Here is an 18,280-nt window from a genome sequence, read left to right as displayed (position 1 = left end):
TCCCTTCATCCTTGGTGTTGTCACATTGTTGGCCGCGTTCGCGCACCCGAATCATTATGATTTTTAATGAAAAAAAAGATAAAGAATTTATTCAGGTCATCACCTGATCCTCTGCGGGCTTAACGATAAGAATAATGTGGATATTGATTTCTACCTTATTAAGCCAGCTTTAACGGGACGGCGTATGGAGCTACTGAATTCATCCTCTCAGTTGATTTTTTTGCTTTTTTTTCTGTCATTGCTGCCATTGCTAGTGGTCATGGGAACCTCATTTCTTAAGTTATCTATCGTCTTTTCATTGCTACGAAATGCCTTAGGGGTACAGCAAGTTCCTCCCAACATCGCCATTTATGGCTTGGCGCTGGTATTAACCATTTTTATTATGGCTCCGGTTGGCTTGGATGTGCACGCTCGCCTGCAAGGGGAGCCATTACCCAATGACATTGGTGCTTTGGTCAAACATGTTGATGACTATGCTCTTGGGCCATATCGCGATTTTTTACAGCGTAATACGGATGCCGAGCAAGCTAACTTCTTTCAGGGGATCATCAGCACTAAGTGGCCAGAACGGTATCGCCACACACTGAAAGCAAACTCACTACTGATATTAATGCCTGCCTTTACCCTAAGCCAACTGACCGAAGCGTTCAAAATCGGTCTATTACTCTATCTGCCTTTCGTGGCGATCGACTTGATTGTTTCTAATATCTTGCTGGCAATGGGCATGATGATGGTGTCGCCTATCACGATATCGCTGCCCTTCAAGTTATTAGTATTTATCCTCGTCAATGGATGGGGGCTATTGATGGGCCAGTTGGTGGGATCTTATTTATGAATTTCGTCCAGAGGGGGCAGCAATGAATAACGCCATTGTTGTTCATCTGGCGACTCAACTACTGTGGATAGTGCTACTGCTATCGATGCCGGTGGTGCTGGTGGCTTCAGTGGTCGGGCTGATTGTTAGCCTATTGCAGGCACTGACTCAAATACAGGATCAAACTTTACAGTTTTTAATTAAATTGTTGGCAGTATCCGCCACATTATTAATAACTTACCATTGGATGGGGGTGACTTTGCTGAACTATACCCAGCAGACGTTCTCACAAGTCGGCAATATGCGGCCCTAATATGGATGACTATGCTAATTGGCTGACCTCGCTTGGACTCGCGATGATGCGACCCTATGGCATGTTGTTGATATTGCCAATTTTTACTGCCCGCAGTTTAGGCAGTAGTTTATTACGCAATGGATTAGTCTTTGCCATTGCCCTACCTATTACACCGATACTTTTTTCAATCACCTCGCCCCCTCACGATAGCCTCACCACTTGGTTTGGGTTGGCCTGTATCGAACTCATGATTGGGGTGATATTGGGCTTTATCGCCGCGTTACCTTTTTGGGCCATCGATATGGCGGGATTCTTGATTGATACCCTACGCGGCGCCACGATGTCGACCCTATTCAACCCCAGTATGGGGATGGAATCTTCGATTTTTGGTGTGCTTTTTACCCAGCTATTGACTGTGCTGTTTTTGCTTTCTGGCGGGTTTAATTTGGTACTGGCGGCACTTTACGGCTCCTACGATACGCTGCCTGTTGGCGGTGGTATTCATTCCTCGCCGCAGATGTTGATGTTTCTGCAAGGTGAATGGCAACTCATGTATGAGCTTTGTCTGAGTTTCGCGTTACCCGCGATGTTAGTGATGGTATTAGCCGACCTCTGTTTAGGGCTAATCAATCGCTCAGCACAGCAACTGAATGTTTTCTTTCTCGCTATGCCGATTAAAAGTGCATTAGCCTTGCTGCTACTTCTTATTAGCTTGCCTTATGCACTGGATCATTACTTAGTTGGGATTAAACATACTGAACAAAAATTAAGCATACTGACTCCACTGATGAATAAGGCGACCCATGAGTGGTGAAAGCGGTGAAAAAAATGAAAAACCGACAGCTAAACGCTTGAAAGAGGCCCGAGAGAAAGGGCAAGTGATTAAAAGCGTTGAAATAACATCTGGCGTGCAATTGCTGGTGTTGGTCGTCTACTTTCTGCTGACGGGGTACACTTTGGTGGATCAAGCTAAAGTGCTTATTCGTGACACCATTGAACAAATAGATCGCCCGTTAACCTTCGCGCTGGCCCGTATTGGGAGTGAATGTGTAGCGATATTTATTCATATTATGGGGATATTAGGCGGCGCACTGGTGCTCATCACCATGCTTTCCGGTTTGGCACAAGTTGGGCCGTTATTAGCCACAAAAGCGGTGGCTTTTAAAGGTGAGCACATTAATCCCATCAATAATGCCAAACAGCTTTTTTCGTTACGCAGCTTGTTTGAACTGACTAAATCAATCCTGAAAGTTGCGGTTCTGACGCTGATTCTTGGCTATCTGTTGATGCACTACGCTGCCTCATTTGGTTATCTGACTTATTGTGGCAGCCAATGTGCTATCCCAGTATTTGCGACATTAATGAGTTGGATATTAGGGGTATTGATCGCTTGTTATGTGGTTTTTTCCCTGATGGATTATTCTTTTCAGCGCTACAACACCATGAAACAACTAAAGATGTCCCTTGAGGACATTAAGCGGGAACACAAAGACAGTGATGGTGACCCGCATATTAAGCAGAAGCGTCGGCAGATGCAGCAAGAAGTCCAAAGCGGCAGTTTTGCCAAAAATGTTCAGCGCGCGACTGCCGTGGTTCGCAACCCCACCCATTTTGCTGTTTGCCTGTTTTATCACGCTGAGGATGCGCCACTGCCGGTGGTGATAGAGAAAGGTGAAGGTGAACGAGCAGCCCTAATTATCAAGCTGGCAGAGCAACATGGAATCCCTGTGGTGGAAAACATCGCATTGGCGCGGGCGCTGCATCACGGCGTCGTTTGCGGTGAGACCATCCCCGAACAGTTCTTCGAGCCGGTAGCGGCTATTTTACGCATGGCGTTGTCGCTGGATTATCAATCGCCACCAGACGATCCCCCTAATTGATGCTGCTTTAATGGGCCAACTGCGCATTTAGTGAGTTAACTTTTACTTAACATCCAAATAACGACAGGATGATGCTCCATTGACAGATTAATTGGCTTATTATGAGTGGGTCTATTTTCTATCGCCGCGAATAATCTGATATCGCCGGCGGCAACCTGTCTTTTGGAGGTGTCAGTGTGAGCTGGCAAACGTTTAAATCTGATTATCTGGTACGCTTTTGGGCGCCGCTGCCTGCCGTGATAGCGGCGGGTATTCTCTCGACGTATTACTTTGGTTTAACGGGGACTTTTTGGGCGGTAACCGGTGAATTCACACGCTGGGGTGGTCATTTGATGCAACTGTTTGGCGCGCATCCACAAGAGTGGGGCTACTTTAAAGTTATCGGGCTGGAAGGCACGCCGTTAGATCGTATCGATGGCATGATGATCATCGGTATGTTTGCCGGATGTATCGCGGCTGCGCTCTGGGCCAATAACGTGAAATTACGTAAGCCGCAGCACGGTATTCGCATTGCGCAGGCATTAGTCGGTGGCATTATTGCCGGTTTTGGTGCTCGCTTGGCAATGGGGTGTAATCTGGCCGCGTTCTTTACCGGTATTCCACAGTTTTCATTGCATGCGTGGTTCTTTGCCTTAGCCACTGCGGCAGGCTCCTATTTTGGTGCCAAATTCACGCTATTACCGCTGTTTCGTATCCCGGTGAAATTACAAAAAGTAACATCAGCCTCGCCGTTGACCCAACATCCAGCCCGTGCCGCGCGGCGTTTTCGCCTAGGTATGGTGGTGTTTGTTTTGGCGCTGAGCTGGTCTTTAGTTGAGCTATTCCGCCACCCTAAACTGGGCATTGCCATGTTATGCGGCATTGGCTTTGGGCTACTGATTGAACGGGCGCAGATTTGCTTTACCTCGGCGTTTCGCGACCTGTGGATTACTGGCCGTACCCATATGGCAAAGGCCATTATTCTGGGGATGGCAGTGAGTGCTATCGGTATCTTCAGTTACGTACAATTGGGCGTCGCACCCAAAATTCTGTGGGCAGGGCCGAATGCGGTGATCGGCGGTTTACTGTTTGGTTTTGGTATCGTTCTGGCGGGAGGCTGTGAAACTGGCTGGATGTACCGCGCGGTAGAGGGGCAGATTCACTACTGGTGGGTGGGGTTGGGGAATATTATCGGTGCGACAATCTTGGCCTACTACTGGGACGATTTCGCCCCTGCGTTAGCGACCAATTACGACAAGGTTAATCTGCTGCAAACCTTCGGGCCAATTGGGGGATTACTGGTCACTTACCTGATGTTGGCTATCGCCTTTGCCGCCATGTTGTGGTGGGAAAAACACTTTTTCCGTCAGCAAAAAGCCCGCCAACAGAATGCTGCCGCATCTCTCCCTGCTAAGGAGTCACTATGAGTCATTCACCAGTAAAACCTATCGTGCCTGATTACCGTTTGGATATGGTGGGCGAACCCTGCCCATACCCGGCGGTGGCCACGCTGGAAGCCATGCCACAGCTGAAGCCAGGTGAAATTTTGGAAGTGATCAGCGACTGCCCGCAATCGATCAATAACATTCCGTTGGATGCCCGAAATTACGGCTATACCGTGCTGGATATCCAGCAAGACGGCCCCACGATCCGTTATTTGATTCAGCGCTGAAATAACTAGTGTGCACGTAAAACAGTTACTGGCAGAGAATCACCTCGCCAGTAACGCCCTAAATGGCTTTAAATCTGTTTTGGTCGCCATCATTTGCCGCGCTTCCCAGCGATCATGACCAGCTTGAACATTAATCCAAAAATCTGGGTCTGTTTCAAACAATGCTGCCAACATCACGGATTCTTCAATACTGATACGACGCTTGCCACTGAGTATCTCAGCAATACGAGGGCGTGACAGATTCAGTGCTTCACCTAGTTTTGCCTGCGTGATATTAAGCGGCTTCATAAACTCTTCCAGCAGCATAACGCCTACTGTGGTTGGTTCACGTGAAATAGTATCCATAACATCCCCTACTAGTATTTATGTGGATCAAGATAAACATCGTGTGCTGCGCCATCTCGCCAACGAAAAATTAAACGCCATTGTATGTTGACTCGAATGCTTGACCACCCCGCCATATTGCCTGATAAGCGCTCGTAATGATTACTTGGGGGCGCAAATAAGGAACGTTCAGTGGTCGCGTATTCGATAATATCGAGCTTACGCGCCAGTGCTGATTCTATTGTGACGCGAATGTCCTTGCTCCGCTTTTTGTTTCGATGGAACTGGGCCAATGAACCCAGTTGGCCATCTCTAAAGTTTTCAATCATCCCTGTGCCCTTCTTTTTCCCAGTGTCATTATAGTATCAGAATGACACTGGGTTTTGGAACGATATGTGTTATATCATGTAACGTTTTACGTTACTTGTTGGAACAAAAAATGTCGCAAAACTGTCGTCATCCCTTCACGTTATAAGCAATGGGTGCAATCAACTCAATGACGCCATTTTTTAAAAGCTCAACGGGCGGGATCGGCAGCGGCTGGGCGCGTGAGATCAACACCATGGCTTCGCGATCTAAAATCTTCGCGCCTGAGCTGGAAAATAGCGCGGCGTTGAGTACTTTCCCTTGATGATCAACAACAAAGCGTATGTGGCTAACGCCCTCTAGACGATAACGCAATGCCTCACGTGGATAGCGTTTATAACGCGCCAAATGTGCCAGTACATCGCTTTGCCACGAGGCTTTACCGCTCATGGCAGCGGAGGCTTCGCTGGAAAATGTCGCGGCATTTTTGTGGCTATCTCCCGAGACAGGGGCACTGGTGGTCGGGGCCGCTTTTTCAGCGACAACCGGCAGCGGCATATCTGTTCGCACTTTGACGGGCGTGATTTTTTTCTTCTGCACCACTTTCTCCGGTCTGATGGCATGAGTGCCATTAGGGGACGCGGTTAACTTCGGCAGATCTTCTGGCTGTTTTTCCGGTGGCGCATCATCCGGTGCTGCCATATTTTGCTGTGGCCCATGCGGGACATCCAGAGGGATGGATTTTGCCTGCTGATAGAGTGTTAGCTCGATCAGCACCGCAGGTGGCAGCATCCCCTGAGGGGGCATTTTGCTGATCCAATTGAGCATGAAAGCGGCGGCCATTAAGTGCAAGCCGATACCCAGTAATAAGCTAATGCTCCAACGTGTTTTGGGTCGTCCAAAAGGTAAGTCCATTTTGAAGTTATGGTCTTTATTGACGGGCGGCATAAGGGTGCCGCTGGCTGCCATGAGGCAGAATAATTTCATTACAGACTCCGCAGGTAATGAGTGATATACGCTTATTATTTTGATTAATAATGACTTTATGACTTATTTCAGCGTGAAGTTACTTTTCCACGAAATTGAAATATCCGCAAATAATAAGCGACAGATTATACAAATCAATAAGCAGATTGATAGTTATTGTGATTATCATTTGCATTTGATCATTGTTTTCGCTTATAACCGCCAACCTTAGAAGCGTGAAGCCAAATCGCATTCACCTCATGTTGACCCAGTATTTTATTGCCCTTTTTCACCAGCAAGATGTGAGCCACTGGATTGATGTACCTGATGCCGCAGGGGTGCCGCGCAACTGCCCACTCGTCGCCTGCCTGAGGCTGTACTGTCTAACGGATGCATTCATGGAAAAACCGCCATCAAACAAAGTGAGTCTGGCTTACCAGAGCACTTATGGTCAGTTGGTCAGCTTCTTTCGCAAAAGGCTGGATAATGCCAGCGACGCTACCGATCTGTCGCAAGATGTCTTTGCGTTGTGGCTAAAGCGAGCGAAAGAGACGCCGGTCGAGCATTCGCGGGCCTTTCTCTTTAAGATTGCCCACCGGGTGTTGATTGATCATTGGCGAGCGGCGGGCAAGCAACGCATGGCGATGACGCAAAGCCACGATGAGGTATCACCGGAGCCAGAAATGGCCTCTGCTGGTGCAGATCCACATCATGTGTTGGAGCAACAACAACGCTTGAGCCGATTGGAAGAGGCACTCAACAGCTTGAGTCCGCGCCGTCGTGAAGCGTTTTTGATGCATCGTTTTGATGGCTTATCGCAGACTGAGGTGGCGGAGAGAATGGGGATTTCTGTCAGTATGGTCGAAAAACATATCGCAGGTGCCTTGTTGCATTGCAAGCGCTACGTTGCTGAACAAGGGAGTGAGCAACATGATGAGTGATAGCCGTTCTCTGAATGCTGAAATCGATGAACAAGCGGCGCTGTGGTTTAGCCGTAGCCAAGCACGACGCCTCACCAACGAGGAGCAGCAGCAACTCGATACATGGCTGCAAAGTGCACCCTCTCATGCTGAAGCTTATCGTCAGATGCAACAGATTTGGGGAGAGTGCGCATTGATACCTCGCCCAGTGAGTGCACCTCAACCGAAAAAACACCTCAGCCGTTGGCGGCCCTTACGCAGTTGTGCCGCTGGGCTATTTTTCTTAGTTGCTCTGTTGCTGCCGATGAGCCAGTTACCTCTGTTACTGACTAATGATATCCAACTGCAAACGGCGCAAAACAGCCGTGAGATTGTGCTCTCTGATGGCACCCGAGTCCATGTGAATCGTCACTCCCAAATTCGCGTCCATTATGCGAAAGAAAATCGCCAGCTCTGGCTGGATCAGGGCGAAATCTTCCTGCAAGTGGCATCGAATAAAACCCGCCCCTTCTTGGTCTATGCGGGCGAGAGTCAGGTGAAGGTGGTGGGGACGGCGTTTGATGTGCGCTACGAAAAAGGCGAGGTCGCGGTTGCCGTGAAGCAAGGCATTGTGGCCATGACGGGCAGGCCGAATATGGCCGCAGTGATGCTCCATGCCGGAGACCGAGCGCAACTGATCCCCGAGACAAAACGCTTGCTACTCAGCCAATTACCGGCCGCTGAAATCGGTGAGTGGCGCAGTGGGCAACTGTTATTCCGTAACCGGCCATTGGGTGAATTACTGTCTGAATTACAGCGTTATCGGCAGGGCAATATTGAGCTTATCGACGCCAGTTTGGCACAGTTACCGGTTTCAGGTTCACTGGATCTCAATCGCCCCGATGAGTTTCTTGACTCGCTACCCTTGCTGTTGGCGGTGAATGTGACTCATGACGATAAAGGTAATGTCTTGATTTCACGTGACTTAAATAAAGACAAAAAATAAAAGTAAAAAAAGTTAATTTTGTAGGTGAGGATAATTCTCATTATCACGTCTTCCCTGATGCTGGTGCTCATTGGCATCGCATTGACATTTCTTGGGGAAGAAATAGCGTGATGATAAATAATAAAAAGAATGATTCTGGGATGCCTGTTCTCTCTGCTTTGGCGCTGGCAACGCTATTGATGACACAAAGTGTCAAGGCAGCGGATTTACAGTTCAATCTTGCCGCACAACCGCTGGCAAATGCGATTACCAATGTGGCCCAGCAGGGCCAGATGCATGTGATTTTTGATGAGTCTGAGTTACGCAATCGGCGTGCACCAGCCTTAAACGGTCGCTTTAGTCCGCAAGCCGCATTACAGCAGTTGTTAGCGGGCAGTGGCTTGGAACTGGTCGCCAGTGGCAAGGGCTATGTGATTCGCCCGATGCTAGCCACGGGTGTCAATTCCGGCAGTATGCTGCTGCCGACCACCTCGGTTATGGGGGAAGCAGGTGGCCGTGCTGGCGTAGATAATCTGATGTCTGCTCCGCAGGTCATCACTTCTGAAGAGATCCGCCAGCGCCCAACCGGTAACGGTAACATCACCGAGTTACTGCGCACCAATCCCTCGGTTCAATTTTCTAATAGCGGCAATACCAGCCTGACGCAGGGTGAAATCAAACCTGGCGCGATCTCGATTCATGGCTCGTCGAGTTATCAAAACGCCTACAAACTTGATGGCGTCAGTTTCAATAACGATATCGATCCCGCCAGTGATGGCAATGGCGAAACCATTACCCGTGTCGACAGTGGCGATCAGGGGATGTACATCGATAGCCGGTTGATTGACAGCATGACGGTGTTCGACAACAACGTACCGGTGGAATTTGGTGGTTTTACCGGCGGCACCGTGGATGTGACCAGCCGCCGCTGGCGCGGTGAAAACAGCGCCCATGTTTTCTACCGTGAAACTCGCTCGGCGTGGAACAAGGTGTTCACCGATCCCGATATGGAATTCGACAGTTCGAAAAACGATACCAGTCGCCCTGCGCGCTATCAGCCCAAATACAATAAGCAAAGTTTTGGTGGCTGGTTCGAAGCCGGTATTACCGACAATATGGGCATCGTGTTTTCCGCCTCACAACGCCTCTCCGATATTCCCACTTACACCACCGGCGGTGACGGTCTGCAAATAACGCCGGGCAACGAGCTAGAAGTGGTGTCCGCGACGCCCGGCTACCGTAGCCAGAAACGGGTATCAGACAACTATTTTGCCAAACTCTCTTGGGATGCCAATGAGCGCACCAGCGCCCATCTTTCGGCTAATTATTCGGCCTACACCAGCACGCTGTTTTCAAGCAACGTCATTAACTCCGGTTATGACAATGACCATAACGGCTTAAGCACCACGTTACAGTTAGAGCATCGATTTGATATCGCCAGTCTGGATTTTACCGCCGGTTATCAGCGTTTGACCGACGAGCGCACCAATGATGTGAAGGATTTTTACACCCTAGAAGATTACATGACCGATTGGCGTAATCCGCAGTTCTACAACAATGGTGGACAGGGCGATTTGACCACTCGACAGAACAGCGCCACGGCTAAAGGGGTGCTGCGCTTTAATGAATTCACTGCTTTGGGCCTACAACACGCGCCTAATCTTGGTTTCGAATTCAATAAAACCACCGCCCGTTACCTACGTGATAGGGATTACTACCGCTATAAATTTAGTGCTGCCGTTGATGATATTGCCTCGCTGACTGACGCTAGTTACATCACCCGATTCCGTGCGGGCAACTATGAGGCGGGCTACACCAACTATGCGCTGTTTTTGGATGACAGCATGCAGTATGGCCGCCTGACGGTTCGCCCTGGTGTGCGTTTGGACCGCGATGATTTTGTTCAGAAAACCAATATTGCACCGCGCCTTAGCAGCAGCCTCGATCTGTTTGGCACCGGTGATACGGTGCTGATTGCGGGGGCTAACCGCTACTATGGCCGCTCAATGCTGACCTACGCATTATACGAAGCGCAAAATGCGGGCATGGAACACTGTTACTACTTCTGCTCGCTGAATCCGTCCGAGAATGATTGGGATGGCGTAAAAGATTTTGAAGGCATCGACAGCTTATCGACGCCCTATAACGATGAGTTGAGTTTTGCCCTACAGCAGCAAGTGATGCAGAGCACTTGGCGCTTGCAGTACGTTCACCGTGAAGGCTATGACGAAGTGCGCAGCCGCACGAAATACCGTAACCCCAATGGCGCCGCTCAAGCCCGTATCCGGACCTTTGATAACGGCGGGCGTAGCAGCAATGACAACGTTTCACTCTCGGTCAGCAACAGCAAACCTTGGGAACTGGCGTCAACGACTCATGCCTTTACGGGGTCATTGAGTTGGCAACAAAGTAAGAGTAATACCCCGAAAGATCAGGGCTATGCCTTCTTTGACCCGAACACCAAGCTGGATTCAGACAAAGTGTGGTATGACGGCAAAGTCATCAATGCCGCGGATCTGCCCTCCACCAACTTTAACTCACCGTGGCGGCTCAATCTGGAGCTCACCAGTGAATGGCAAGAATACAACCTGACTTTCTATAACTTGTGGCAATGGCGCAGTTCACGCAGTCAGGCTGTGCGCTACCAGAATGAGTATTACACCGACACTAATACCGGCACGCAGATGCTGAAATACGAGAAAACACACTTTGCCAGTAACTTTATCTGGGACAGTAAAGTGACTTGGCAGCCGGATTTTGCCTATGGCGTCGGTATCTCGGTTGAGGTGAATAACCTGCTGAATAAGCGCAATGTGGCCGACACCTTTGTTTACGGTGACCGTGTCCTGCACTCCTATGACCCAGGCCGTCAATTCTGGCTGCAACTGAGTTATGACCTCTAAAATGAAAACACTGAGACAATTTTATTACCTTGCCAGACCGTTTTGGGGTATTCGTTCAGCACTGCTTGCTTGGCTATTGCTGTTGGTGGTATTGGCGATGAGCCTTTCGTCCGTTTGGTTTAATGTGCAACTCAACCAGTGGAATGGGGAGTTTTACAACGCATTGCAGCAATTGAACAGCCAAGCGCTGTACCGATTACTGCAACATTTTATCCTGCTGGTGAGTGCTTTGATTCTGGTGGTGGTGTTTGCTGACTACCTGAAACAGCGGCTGATTATGCGTTGGCGCATTGGCATGACTGAACATATTCTGGCCCGTTGGCTGTCCCACAAGGGCCAGCATTATGCATTGAAGATCAATGCATTGGTGCCGGATAACCCTGATCAACGCATCGCTGAAGACGTGCGATTGTTGATTGAATCCAGCTTGCGTTTGCTCATCACCTTCCTGCACTCGTTGCTGACCCTGATTTCGTTCGCCACCATTTTATGGCAACTCTCAGGCAGCATCAGCTTCTCGCTGGCACAACACAGCTTCACATTGCCTGGGTATATGTTCTGGGTGTGCATCATTTACACCCTGATTGGCATTGGTCTGACGCACTGGATTGGTTACCCGTTACGCCAGCTCAATATGGATCGCCAGCGGCGTGAAGCGGATTATCGCAGTGGGCTGATTGCACGCCGCGAAGCCAGTGATGCCATTGCTGGGCAGCGGGGCGAATACCATGAGCGCGGCGCGCTGTTGCAGCGTTTTCGTGCCGTCGCTGACAACTGGTATCAACTGATTCGCTACGAAAAAAACCTCTCATTTTTCACCGTGGGCTACCAGCAACTCAGTGCATTGGCCCCGATCTTCTTTGCGTTACCAAAGTTTCTGGCTGGTGAGCTGTTGCTGGGTGGATTGATGCAAATTCGCCAATCGTTCGCACAGGTCGCAGGAGCTTTGGGCTGGTTTATTTTCTCCTATCGGGAGATAGCCGCATGGCAGGCGACAGTGACCCGTTTGTACAATTTTGTGGTGCTGCTGGATGCCGAACCCATCAGCCCGGTCGAAAGCGCGCCCGAGGGCAGAGTGCCGTTACGTGCCACGCTGGATCTCCACAATGCGCAAGGCGAAATACTGTTGAGTGATATCCAGATTACCGCCACCGCAGGCAGTTTGACGCTGATTCAGGGGCGATCAGGTATCGGAAAATCAACATTGCTGCGCGCCTTGAGCGGCCATTGGCCCCATTATCAGGGGCGTATTCAGCGCAGTGACAGCGTGAGTTGGCTCCCCCAACGCCTCTATTTACCCCATGAACGGCTAGACGATTTGCTCGCCTATCCGGCGCAGCGCAGTGACTTTAGCGAAGCGCAGTTTCAACAGGTATTGGCACAGGTCGGTTTACCGCAACTGAATTACCAATTAGCGCTGTCTATCGACTGGCAGCAGCGTCTTTCCGGCGGTGAGCAACAGCGGCTGATGTTTGCCCGCTTACTCCTGAATAGGTCTCGACTGATATTGCTGGATGAAACCACTTCGGCGCTGGATGCCGCCAGTGCCATCCAGCTATTACGTTTGCTCAGGCAGCAACTGCCAGATAGTGCGGTGCTGTTGGTCAGCCACCAAACTTTCTTGGCTGAAATAGCTGACCAACAATATTGTCTCGATGATTCATCTGATGTGATTCAAGGAGTGGCCACACCATGTTTAACCCTTTAGTGCCAATTTCAGTCCTTTGCCTGCTGTTGGTTTGGGTGATGCCTGCCGCGACGGCAGAAACGTCCTCGGCGCAGGAACAAAAGCTGCCTGTTCGTGCCGATCTTCAGCACCTCACGCTAGACAATGGCTTGCAGTTGTACTTGCTGCCGCGTGAACAAGCGGGCGTAGAGTTACGCTTATTGGTCAACAGCGGTTCGCTACAAGAGAGTGAACAACAGCGTGGATTGGCGCACTTTGTTGAGCATATGGCGTTCAAAGGAACCACGCATTTCCCTGGCACCAGCAGTTTTAAATCGCTGGAGAAACAGGGTATTACGCTCGGCAGCCATGTTAATGCGGTCACCAGCTTGAATGCCACCACCTACAAACTGTCATTGCCGAATGCCGATGCAAAACAGCTTACGTTAGGGCTACAGATTTTATCGGACTGGGCGCAGGGCATCAGCTTTGAACCGACTGCTTTTGATAAAGAGCGGCAGGTGATCGTCGAGGAGTGGCGCTTACGTCAGGGTGTTGGATTCCGCATTAATCAGGCACTGGAACGCTTACGCTACCATGGCAGCCGTTATAGCGAACGTGATCCGATTGGGCTGCTGGATGTGGTGCGACAGGCACCGGTCAGTGAGGCAATCAATTATTATCAGCAATGGTATCAACCACAGCGGATGGCGTTGGTGGTGGTCGGCCAGTTTGATGCTGATAATTTACGCAAACAGATCAATACGTTGTTCGCGATGCCAGTGCCTAAAGTCCCTGCGCGTGACGAGCCAAACTGGCAGACTTTTGCGCCGCAATCAGGTTTGCTGCTCAGCACCGTATTTGATGCCGAGCAAGGGACGCGCATCATTCAATTAGCGCTACAGCGTGATTTGGCCACTCCGTTGAACAGTGCCAACGGGCAGTGGCGCGATCTGCTGGATACCTTGTGGCTGACCATTTTTAATCAGCGCTTATCTTTGCTGGTGGATAATGACCTGCTATCGGTCGCCAGTATCAATCAACAAGGGGCGCTACTGGATAACCGGCGCATCCAACATTTGATGATTGCTCGCCCGCACGGCAATGACTATTACGGCACTTTGCGCCAGTTGTTTACCGAGCTACAACGGATGGCAACGACCCCTGTTAGTGATGCGGAACTGAATGCCGCACGCCAGCAAATCCTCAGTAAGTTGGGCCAGCAAGCCGCCAGCGAAAGCCGCTATCAACATGATTATCTGGCCGATAATCTCACGACCGCCATTGAATTTGATCTGCCGATGCTGAATAAACAGCAGCAATTGGCGATGACCAAAAATTGGTTGGAGGCCATTGAACCGGCACATGTGCAGGCGCAAGTGGCTGAGTTACTGGAGAAAGGCTCCGCTCGTTTGGCGTTGATTGGCCCAGATAGCGACCAATCAAGGGTAGATAACGCGCAATTGGCGGCGATGTGGACGCAAATTCGCCAAAGCTCGCCGGAGGCTTTCACCCTGAAACCGAAACCCGTCACGTTGACGGTCACACCGCCACCGGCCGGTAGAGTGATACAGCGCCAGACCTTACCGATTCCCGATACTCAGCTCTGGACATTGAGCAATGGTGTTCGGGTGATCATCAAAGCCAATAACCGCTTGAAAGACGATGTGCAGCTTTCACTGCGCATTCCCGGCGGGCGCTCTTTGGAGGATGATCAGCACATTGGGGAAGTGAATTGGGCAATGCGATTACCGGAAGTGAGTGGTTACAGCCAATACAACCCGCGCCAACTGGCGCAGTTAGCCAAGCAAACTGAGGTGGCTATCGCACCTTATGATGAGATGCTATTCCACGGTTTACGGGGGTCGGCACCGGCTGACCAGTTGGAACCGCTGCTGCAATTGTTATACCTCAAAATCACTGCGCCACAATTTGCGGCGGATAAACTGACACAGCAAAAACAGTCATTTGCACTGGGGTTAGAGAAGCAGCCGGTCGAGCGCCGCTTCCTCGATAGCATCACACAAGAGGGGTATCAACAGGGCGAGCGCTTGTTGGTCACGGCCGCGGGGCCATGGCGTGATTTTACCGCCGCAGGGCTGGAGAAACGCCATCGTCAGCTCTTTTCTGCCACGCAAGACATGACGGTGACACTCAGTGGCGCGTTGGATGAAAAACGCCTTCAGCCGTTAGTCGAGCAATGGTTGGGTGGCCTGCCACGTAGCGAACAGCGCTTAACATGGCGTGATTTGGCGATAAAACCACTGAATCAGGCGATGACACATGATTATCCCATCGCCAGCAGCCCGAAAACCATGGTCAGCATGCAGTTCTCGGCACCCGCGAGCTGGTCGCAACCGAATCAACTCGCCTTACAGTTGTTGGATAAAGTGGTCACCTTGCGGCTGCGTTATGCGTTGCGTGAGCAAGCCAGCGGCATCTATACCTTAGGTTTTTCACAGCTACTGGCTAAACTGCCGCAGCCTTATTATCTGGCGCGACTCAACTTTACGTCTGCGCCAGAACGCGCGCAGGAGATGACGAAGATGGCGCAACAGGTATTGCAGCAAATGGCGGCAGAAGGGATCACACAGTCAGAACTGGATAAGGCGAAAAAAGCCTGGTGGATTGAGCAAGATGCGAGCCGCACCAGTGCCAGCTATTGGACCGATGCGTTAGCGCAGGTGGCGAGTGATGACGGTAATTTTGCGCTACTGGCGCAAGAGGAGTCGCAACTGAAAGCCGTTTCTCTCGAACAAGTGAATGCGTTAGCCGCTCAATGGTTGGGCCGTCACCCTAAGATATTTAGTTTGAGTCCGGCGAGAACAGCGAGACCTTCAACACCCTAGCAGGCCCGAAGAATCTCAGTGTGGACAATGCCATTCCGATGTTGGCATTGTCCCTCTCTTTTGGACCTGCTGGCACGTTCACGAAAACAGTTTCAGCACACTATCCTCAAGCGGCTCTCTTCTTGCCTTCATGCTTTCTGGCTTTGAGCCAACACAGGCTATCCAGCATGAGGAATGCGGCTAGGCTGATTCCCATTAGCGGTAAGCTCCAAGACAACAAGAGGACGGGGAGGAGACAAAGTGCTTTATGTCGCCATGATAAACGCCCCAATGAAGAGATCAGCGAGCCTTGCATCGGGAAGCGCTGGTGTTTAGGTCGGCGTCGCCACCACATGCAATAACCCATGATAATCGTGCTGCATAAGCCAACGCCAAAAAAGACCAAGATGAGCTGATTGGTGATGCCGAACAGAATACCCATATGGGCATCAATGCCCCAGCGAATCAATTTTGCTACCCATGGGAACTGCTCGAAATCCAACCGATCCACTACCTGCATGGTCTTGATATTAAAGGCACGTGCATCAACCTGCGTCGGCCAACTGCGGTCAATCTCGGCGACCGTCCAAGCACTATTGTCATTGCTGCCTGGGCGTATTTCTACTTTGGCGGCATCAATACCCGCCAGTCGAGCTTGTTCCAATACGGCGTCATAGCGCCAGAGGCGGTAAGTCGGAGTGGCGTTACCTGCACCATTGGTATCGCAATGATGGGCATGTGCATCACCGCTCGCTGTGCCTAATGGCGACAGTGATGTGTTCATAACAGGGGTTTTCCACGCCAGTGAGGTACGCAAGACAGCGATATTATCCCCCGCCCATTGAGACCATGTTAGGCCGGTGGCGGAGATAAACAGCATCAACGGGAGTAGCGTTAGACCCAGTAAAATATGGCGGTGGCGATTTTTCTGTTTTGGTGGGATCGGGCGGGTTTTATGACGGCGTTTCGCGGCCCACATCATGATACCACCCAGTGCAGCTACCCACATCCACGTGGCAGCTAACTCACTGTAATTCCGGCCCATTGCACCCAATAATGCGCCGCTGTGTAATTTGTCCAGCCAAGTGCGGACCGGTAAGGAACCACTGGAACCGTAAACAGCCATATCACCCAAAACAGCCAGTGACACAGGGTCGATAAAGATGGCTCGGCTCTCTCCAGTGCTTAGCCCAGATGCGGTGAACATGACGCGAGTGCTTTCACCCAAGTTCGGGGCTGGGCGTACTGCGATGATCTTTGCATCACTCCCCGCCACCTGCTGGGCGACGGTAATTTGATTCATCAATGTGTCAGTTGGCCCCTCGGTATTCGGGTACAACTGCTTGGCGTAGAGTATTTTTTCTATATCGGGTGTGATGACATATAGCGTGCCACTTAATGCGGCAAAAAAGATAAAAGGCGCAATAAAAAGGCCAATATAAAAATGTAGGCGTGTAACCAATGCCAACCATGTGGCACGGCTGGAAGGAGGGGTAACAGTCATAATATTTCCGCTAGCGTTAAAGTACGGTGAGAACCTGCTTTAGGAGGGAATAGGTGAGGCAGGGTTTCCCCTGCCTCTTGTCATCACGTGATATTAATCTGACTTAATTAGCACGCGCCTTTATCTTCCCAAACTTTACCCCAACCCGTGCTGTTACCCGTGGTATCGGTAACGTCGGCGTTACCCGGTACAGAACTGCCATCAGCCCACCACTTGCTCATGTAGATACGGCCGTTGTGTGTGACGGTATCATTGGCATTGTAAGTGGAGGTATTACTCCAAGCAGGTGCGGTACATTGCTTGTCAGCGCCGTCCAGTTCTGGTTTAACTTCCGGCTTCACTTCTGGTTTGATGTCGGGTTTAGCGATCTCAACTTCACCTTTCAACGTAAAGCCAATGCTCTGCTGTTTGGATTTGCCCTCTGCATCAATACCGATGACCACCAAGGTGTATTTACCCGCTTTTAGGTCGCTCATTTCAATCGCGACTTGCTGAGAGGCATTTTCTTCCAGTGTGGTATGGGTATAGCCTTTGACTGCGTTATCCGGGCCATAGACTTTCGCTTCCAGCTCCATTTTACCGGTCGCCGCCAGATCAACGTTCAGCGTCAATGCGCCCGCAATCATTTGGTATTCACTTTCCATACCGGCCACAGAGAAGTCTGATTGAACTTCAACAGGCGCTTTATCGATGGAAATCACGATGCTGGTGATTGGGCTGCCTGCTTTGGTGTAAAGGGTATTCACACCGTGAACAGGGGCCACTTTGCCAGATGCAGTAATGTAGCCCGCACGCAGATCGTCGCGTTCTTTGTTGATTTTGCTGGCCAGTGCGTGTGCCCAACTATTTTTCTTGCCTTGTGAGGCATCATCAATGGTCATTTCCATGGATAAGTGTTCTTGTTCGCCGGTTGCGGTAAATACGCGAACTTTCACTTTATCACCGGCATTCAGGTCAGTGGCTGGCTCAATCTTACCGACGGATGCCGTCCATTCGGAAACCACAACTTCACCTGTGGCATCATCGAATTGTGCATCGATCATTTGATAGAAAGTGCCTGCGGTATCGGCGACGTCCCAAGCACCATAAATCACTTGGTAGCCAGTACGTTCTGGAACATCACACTCATGCGTCGTGCGAACCTTGCCTGCTGTTTGTGGAATAGCTGGGGCAGATGGCAATACGCAGAAGGGGGTGAGATCGAAGGAATCACGGGTCAGCGGTGCGTTAGGATTCCAGTCTTGCTTGGTCATATAATA

16 protein-coding genes are annotated in these 18,280 nt (G+C 50.5%); 11 read left to right on the top strand and 5 right to left on the bottom strand.

Going from position 1 to position 18,280, the window contains the following annotated elements; all coding sequences use genetic code 11:
• The first annotated feature begins 184 nt into the window (after window positions 1-184).
• The 6 genes from sctR to yedF all read left to right on the top strand — a co-directional run bounded on the left by sctR (window position 185) and on the right by yedF (window position 4,640).
• Window positions 185-835 (top strand): type III secretion system export apparatus subunit SctR, encoded by a 651-nt coding sequence (gene sctR / locus BN68_RS12405; RefSeq protein ID WP_019211482.1) that lies wholly within the window; start codon window positions 185-187, stop codon window positions 833-835.
• 22 nt (window positions 836-857) lie between these two features.
• Window positions 858-1,127: an EscS/YscS/HrcS family type III secretion system export apparatus protein gene (locus BN68_RS12400; RefSeq protein ID WP_019211481.1), complete on the top strand. Its 270-nt coding sequence runs from the start codon at window positions 858-860 to the stop codon at window positions 1,125-1,127.
• 1 nt (window position 1,128) lies between these two features.
• Window positions 1,129-1,923, top strand: a complete 795-nt coding sequence (gene sctT, locus BN68_RS12395; RefSeq protein WP_019211480.1) for a type III secretion system export apparatus subunit SctT — start codon at window positions 1,129-1,131, stop codon at window positions 1,921-1,923.
• Window positions 1,913-2,989: an EscU/YscU/HrcU family type III secretion system export apparatus switch protein gene (locus tag BN68_RS12390; RefSeq protein WP_019211479.1), complete on the top strand. Its 1,077-nt coding sequence runs from the start codon at window positions 1,913-1,915 to the stop codon at window positions 2,987-2,989. The genes sctT and BN68_RS12390 overlap by 11 nt, the downstream gene beginning before the upstream one ends.
• A gap of 176 nt (window positions 2,990-3,165) precedes the next feature.
• Window positions 3,166-4,395, top strand: coding sequence for a selenium metabolism membrane protein YedE/FdhT (yedE, locus tag BN68_RS12385; RefSeq protein ID WP_019211478.1), 1,230 nt, complete (start codon window positions 3,166-3,168; stop codon window positions 4,393-4,395).
• A complete protein-coding gene (gene yedF, locus BN68_RS12380; protein ID WP_019211477.1) occupies window positions 4,392-4,640 on the top strand; it encodes a sulfurtransferase-like selenium metabolism protein YedF in 249 nt (82 codons plus the stop codon). The genes yedE and yedF overlap by 4 nt, the downstream gene beginning before the upstream one ends.
• A 39-nt stretch (window positions 4,641-4,679) precedes the next feature.
• Here the strand turns inward: yedF and BN68_RS12375 are convergent, their stop codons facing one another.
• From BN68_RS12375 to BN68_RS12365, 3 genes are all read right to left on the bottom strand, one after another.
• Window positions 4,680-4,985, bottom strand: a complete 306-nt coding sequence (locus BN68_RS12375) for a HigA family addiction module antitoxin (protein ID WP_019211476.1) — start codon at window positions 4,983-4,985, stop codon at window positions 4,680-4,682.
• Between the two features lie 11 nt (window positions 4,986-4,996).
• Window positions 4,997-5,293 (bottom strand): type II toxin-antitoxin system RelE/ParE family toxin, encoded by a 297-nt coding sequence (locus BN68_RS12370; protein ID WP_019211475.1) that lies wholly within the window; start codon window positions 5,291-5,293, stop codon window positions 4,997-4,999.
• Window positions 5,294-5,420: 127 nt separating this feature from the next.
• On the bottom strand, window positions 5,421-6,185 hold the full coding sequence (locus BN68_RS12365) for an energy transducer TonB (RefSeq protein WP_051144557.1): 765 nt from the start codon (window positions 6,183-6,185) through the stop codon (window positions 5,421-5,423).
• 449 nt (window positions 6,186-6,634) lie between these two features.
• Here BN68_RS12365 and BN68_RS12360 point away from each other — a divergent pair, with 449 nt between their 5' ends.
• The 5 genes from BN68_RS12360 to BN68_RS12340 all read left to right on the top strand — a co-directional run bounded on the left by BN68_RS12360 (window position 6,635) and on the right by BN68_RS12340 (window position 15,538).
• Window positions 6,635-7,177, top strand: coding sequence for an RNA polymerase sigma factor (locus tag BN68_RS12360; RefSeq protein WP_042806667.1), 543 nt, complete (start codon window positions 6,635-6,637; stop codon window positions 7,175-7,177).
• Window positions 7,167-8,141, top strand: a complete 975-nt coding sequence (locus BN68_RS12355) for a FecR family protein (protein WP_019211471.1) — start codon at window positions 7,167-7,169, stop codon at window positions 8,139-8,141. Before BN68_RS12360 ends, BN68_RS12355 begins: the two co-directional genes overlap by 11 nt.
• 110 nt (window positions 8,142-8,251) lie before the next feature.
• Window positions 8,252-11,023, top strand: a complete 2,772-nt coding sequence (locus BN68_RS12350; protein WP_019211470.1) for a TonB-dependent receptor — start codon at window positions 8,252-8,254, stop codon at window positions 11,021-11,023.
• Window position 11,024: 1 nt separating this feature from the next.
• The gene (locus BN68_RS12345; RefSeq protein ID WP_042806666.1) at window positions 11,025-12,731 is read left to right on the top strand and encodes an ABC transporter ATP-binding protein/permease; all 1,707 of its coding nucleotides are present in this window, start codon (window positions 11,025-11,027) and stop codon (window positions 12,729-12,731) included.
• Window positions 12,716-15,538, top strand: coding sequence for a M16 family metallopeptidase (locus tag BN68_RS12340; protein ID WP_019211468.1), 2,823 nt, complete (start codon window positions 12,716-12,718; stop codon window positions 15,536-15,538). The genes BN68_RS12345 and BN68_RS12340 overlap by 16 nt, the downstream gene beginning before the upstream one ends.
• A 106-nt stretch (window positions 15,539-15,644) precedes the next feature.
• On the opposite strand, the gene BN68_RS12335 is transcribed toward BN68_RS12340, so the two are convergent.
• Window positions 15,645-17,021, bottom strand: a complete 1,377-nt coding sequence (locus BN68_RS12335) for a PepSY-associated TM helix domain-containing protein (protein WP_019211467.1) — start codon at window positions 17,019-17,021, stop codon at window positions 15,645-15,647.
• 107 nt (window positions 17,022-17,128) lie between these two features.
• The coding region (locus BN68_RS12330; RefSeq protein WP_042806665.1) for a lytic polysaccharide monooxygenase at window positions 17,129-18,280 on the bottom strand (1,152 nt) is incomplete at its 5' end.

Origin of the sequence: Yersinia massiliensis CCUG 53443 (genome assembly GCF_000312485.1) — a bacterium.
GTDB lineage: Bacteria > Pseudomonadota > Gammaproteobacteria > Enterobacterales > Enterobacteriaceae > Yersinia > Yersinia massiliensis.
Note: the sequence above shows the minus strand (reverse complement) of the source record. Positions and strands in the feature narration are given on the sequence as shown.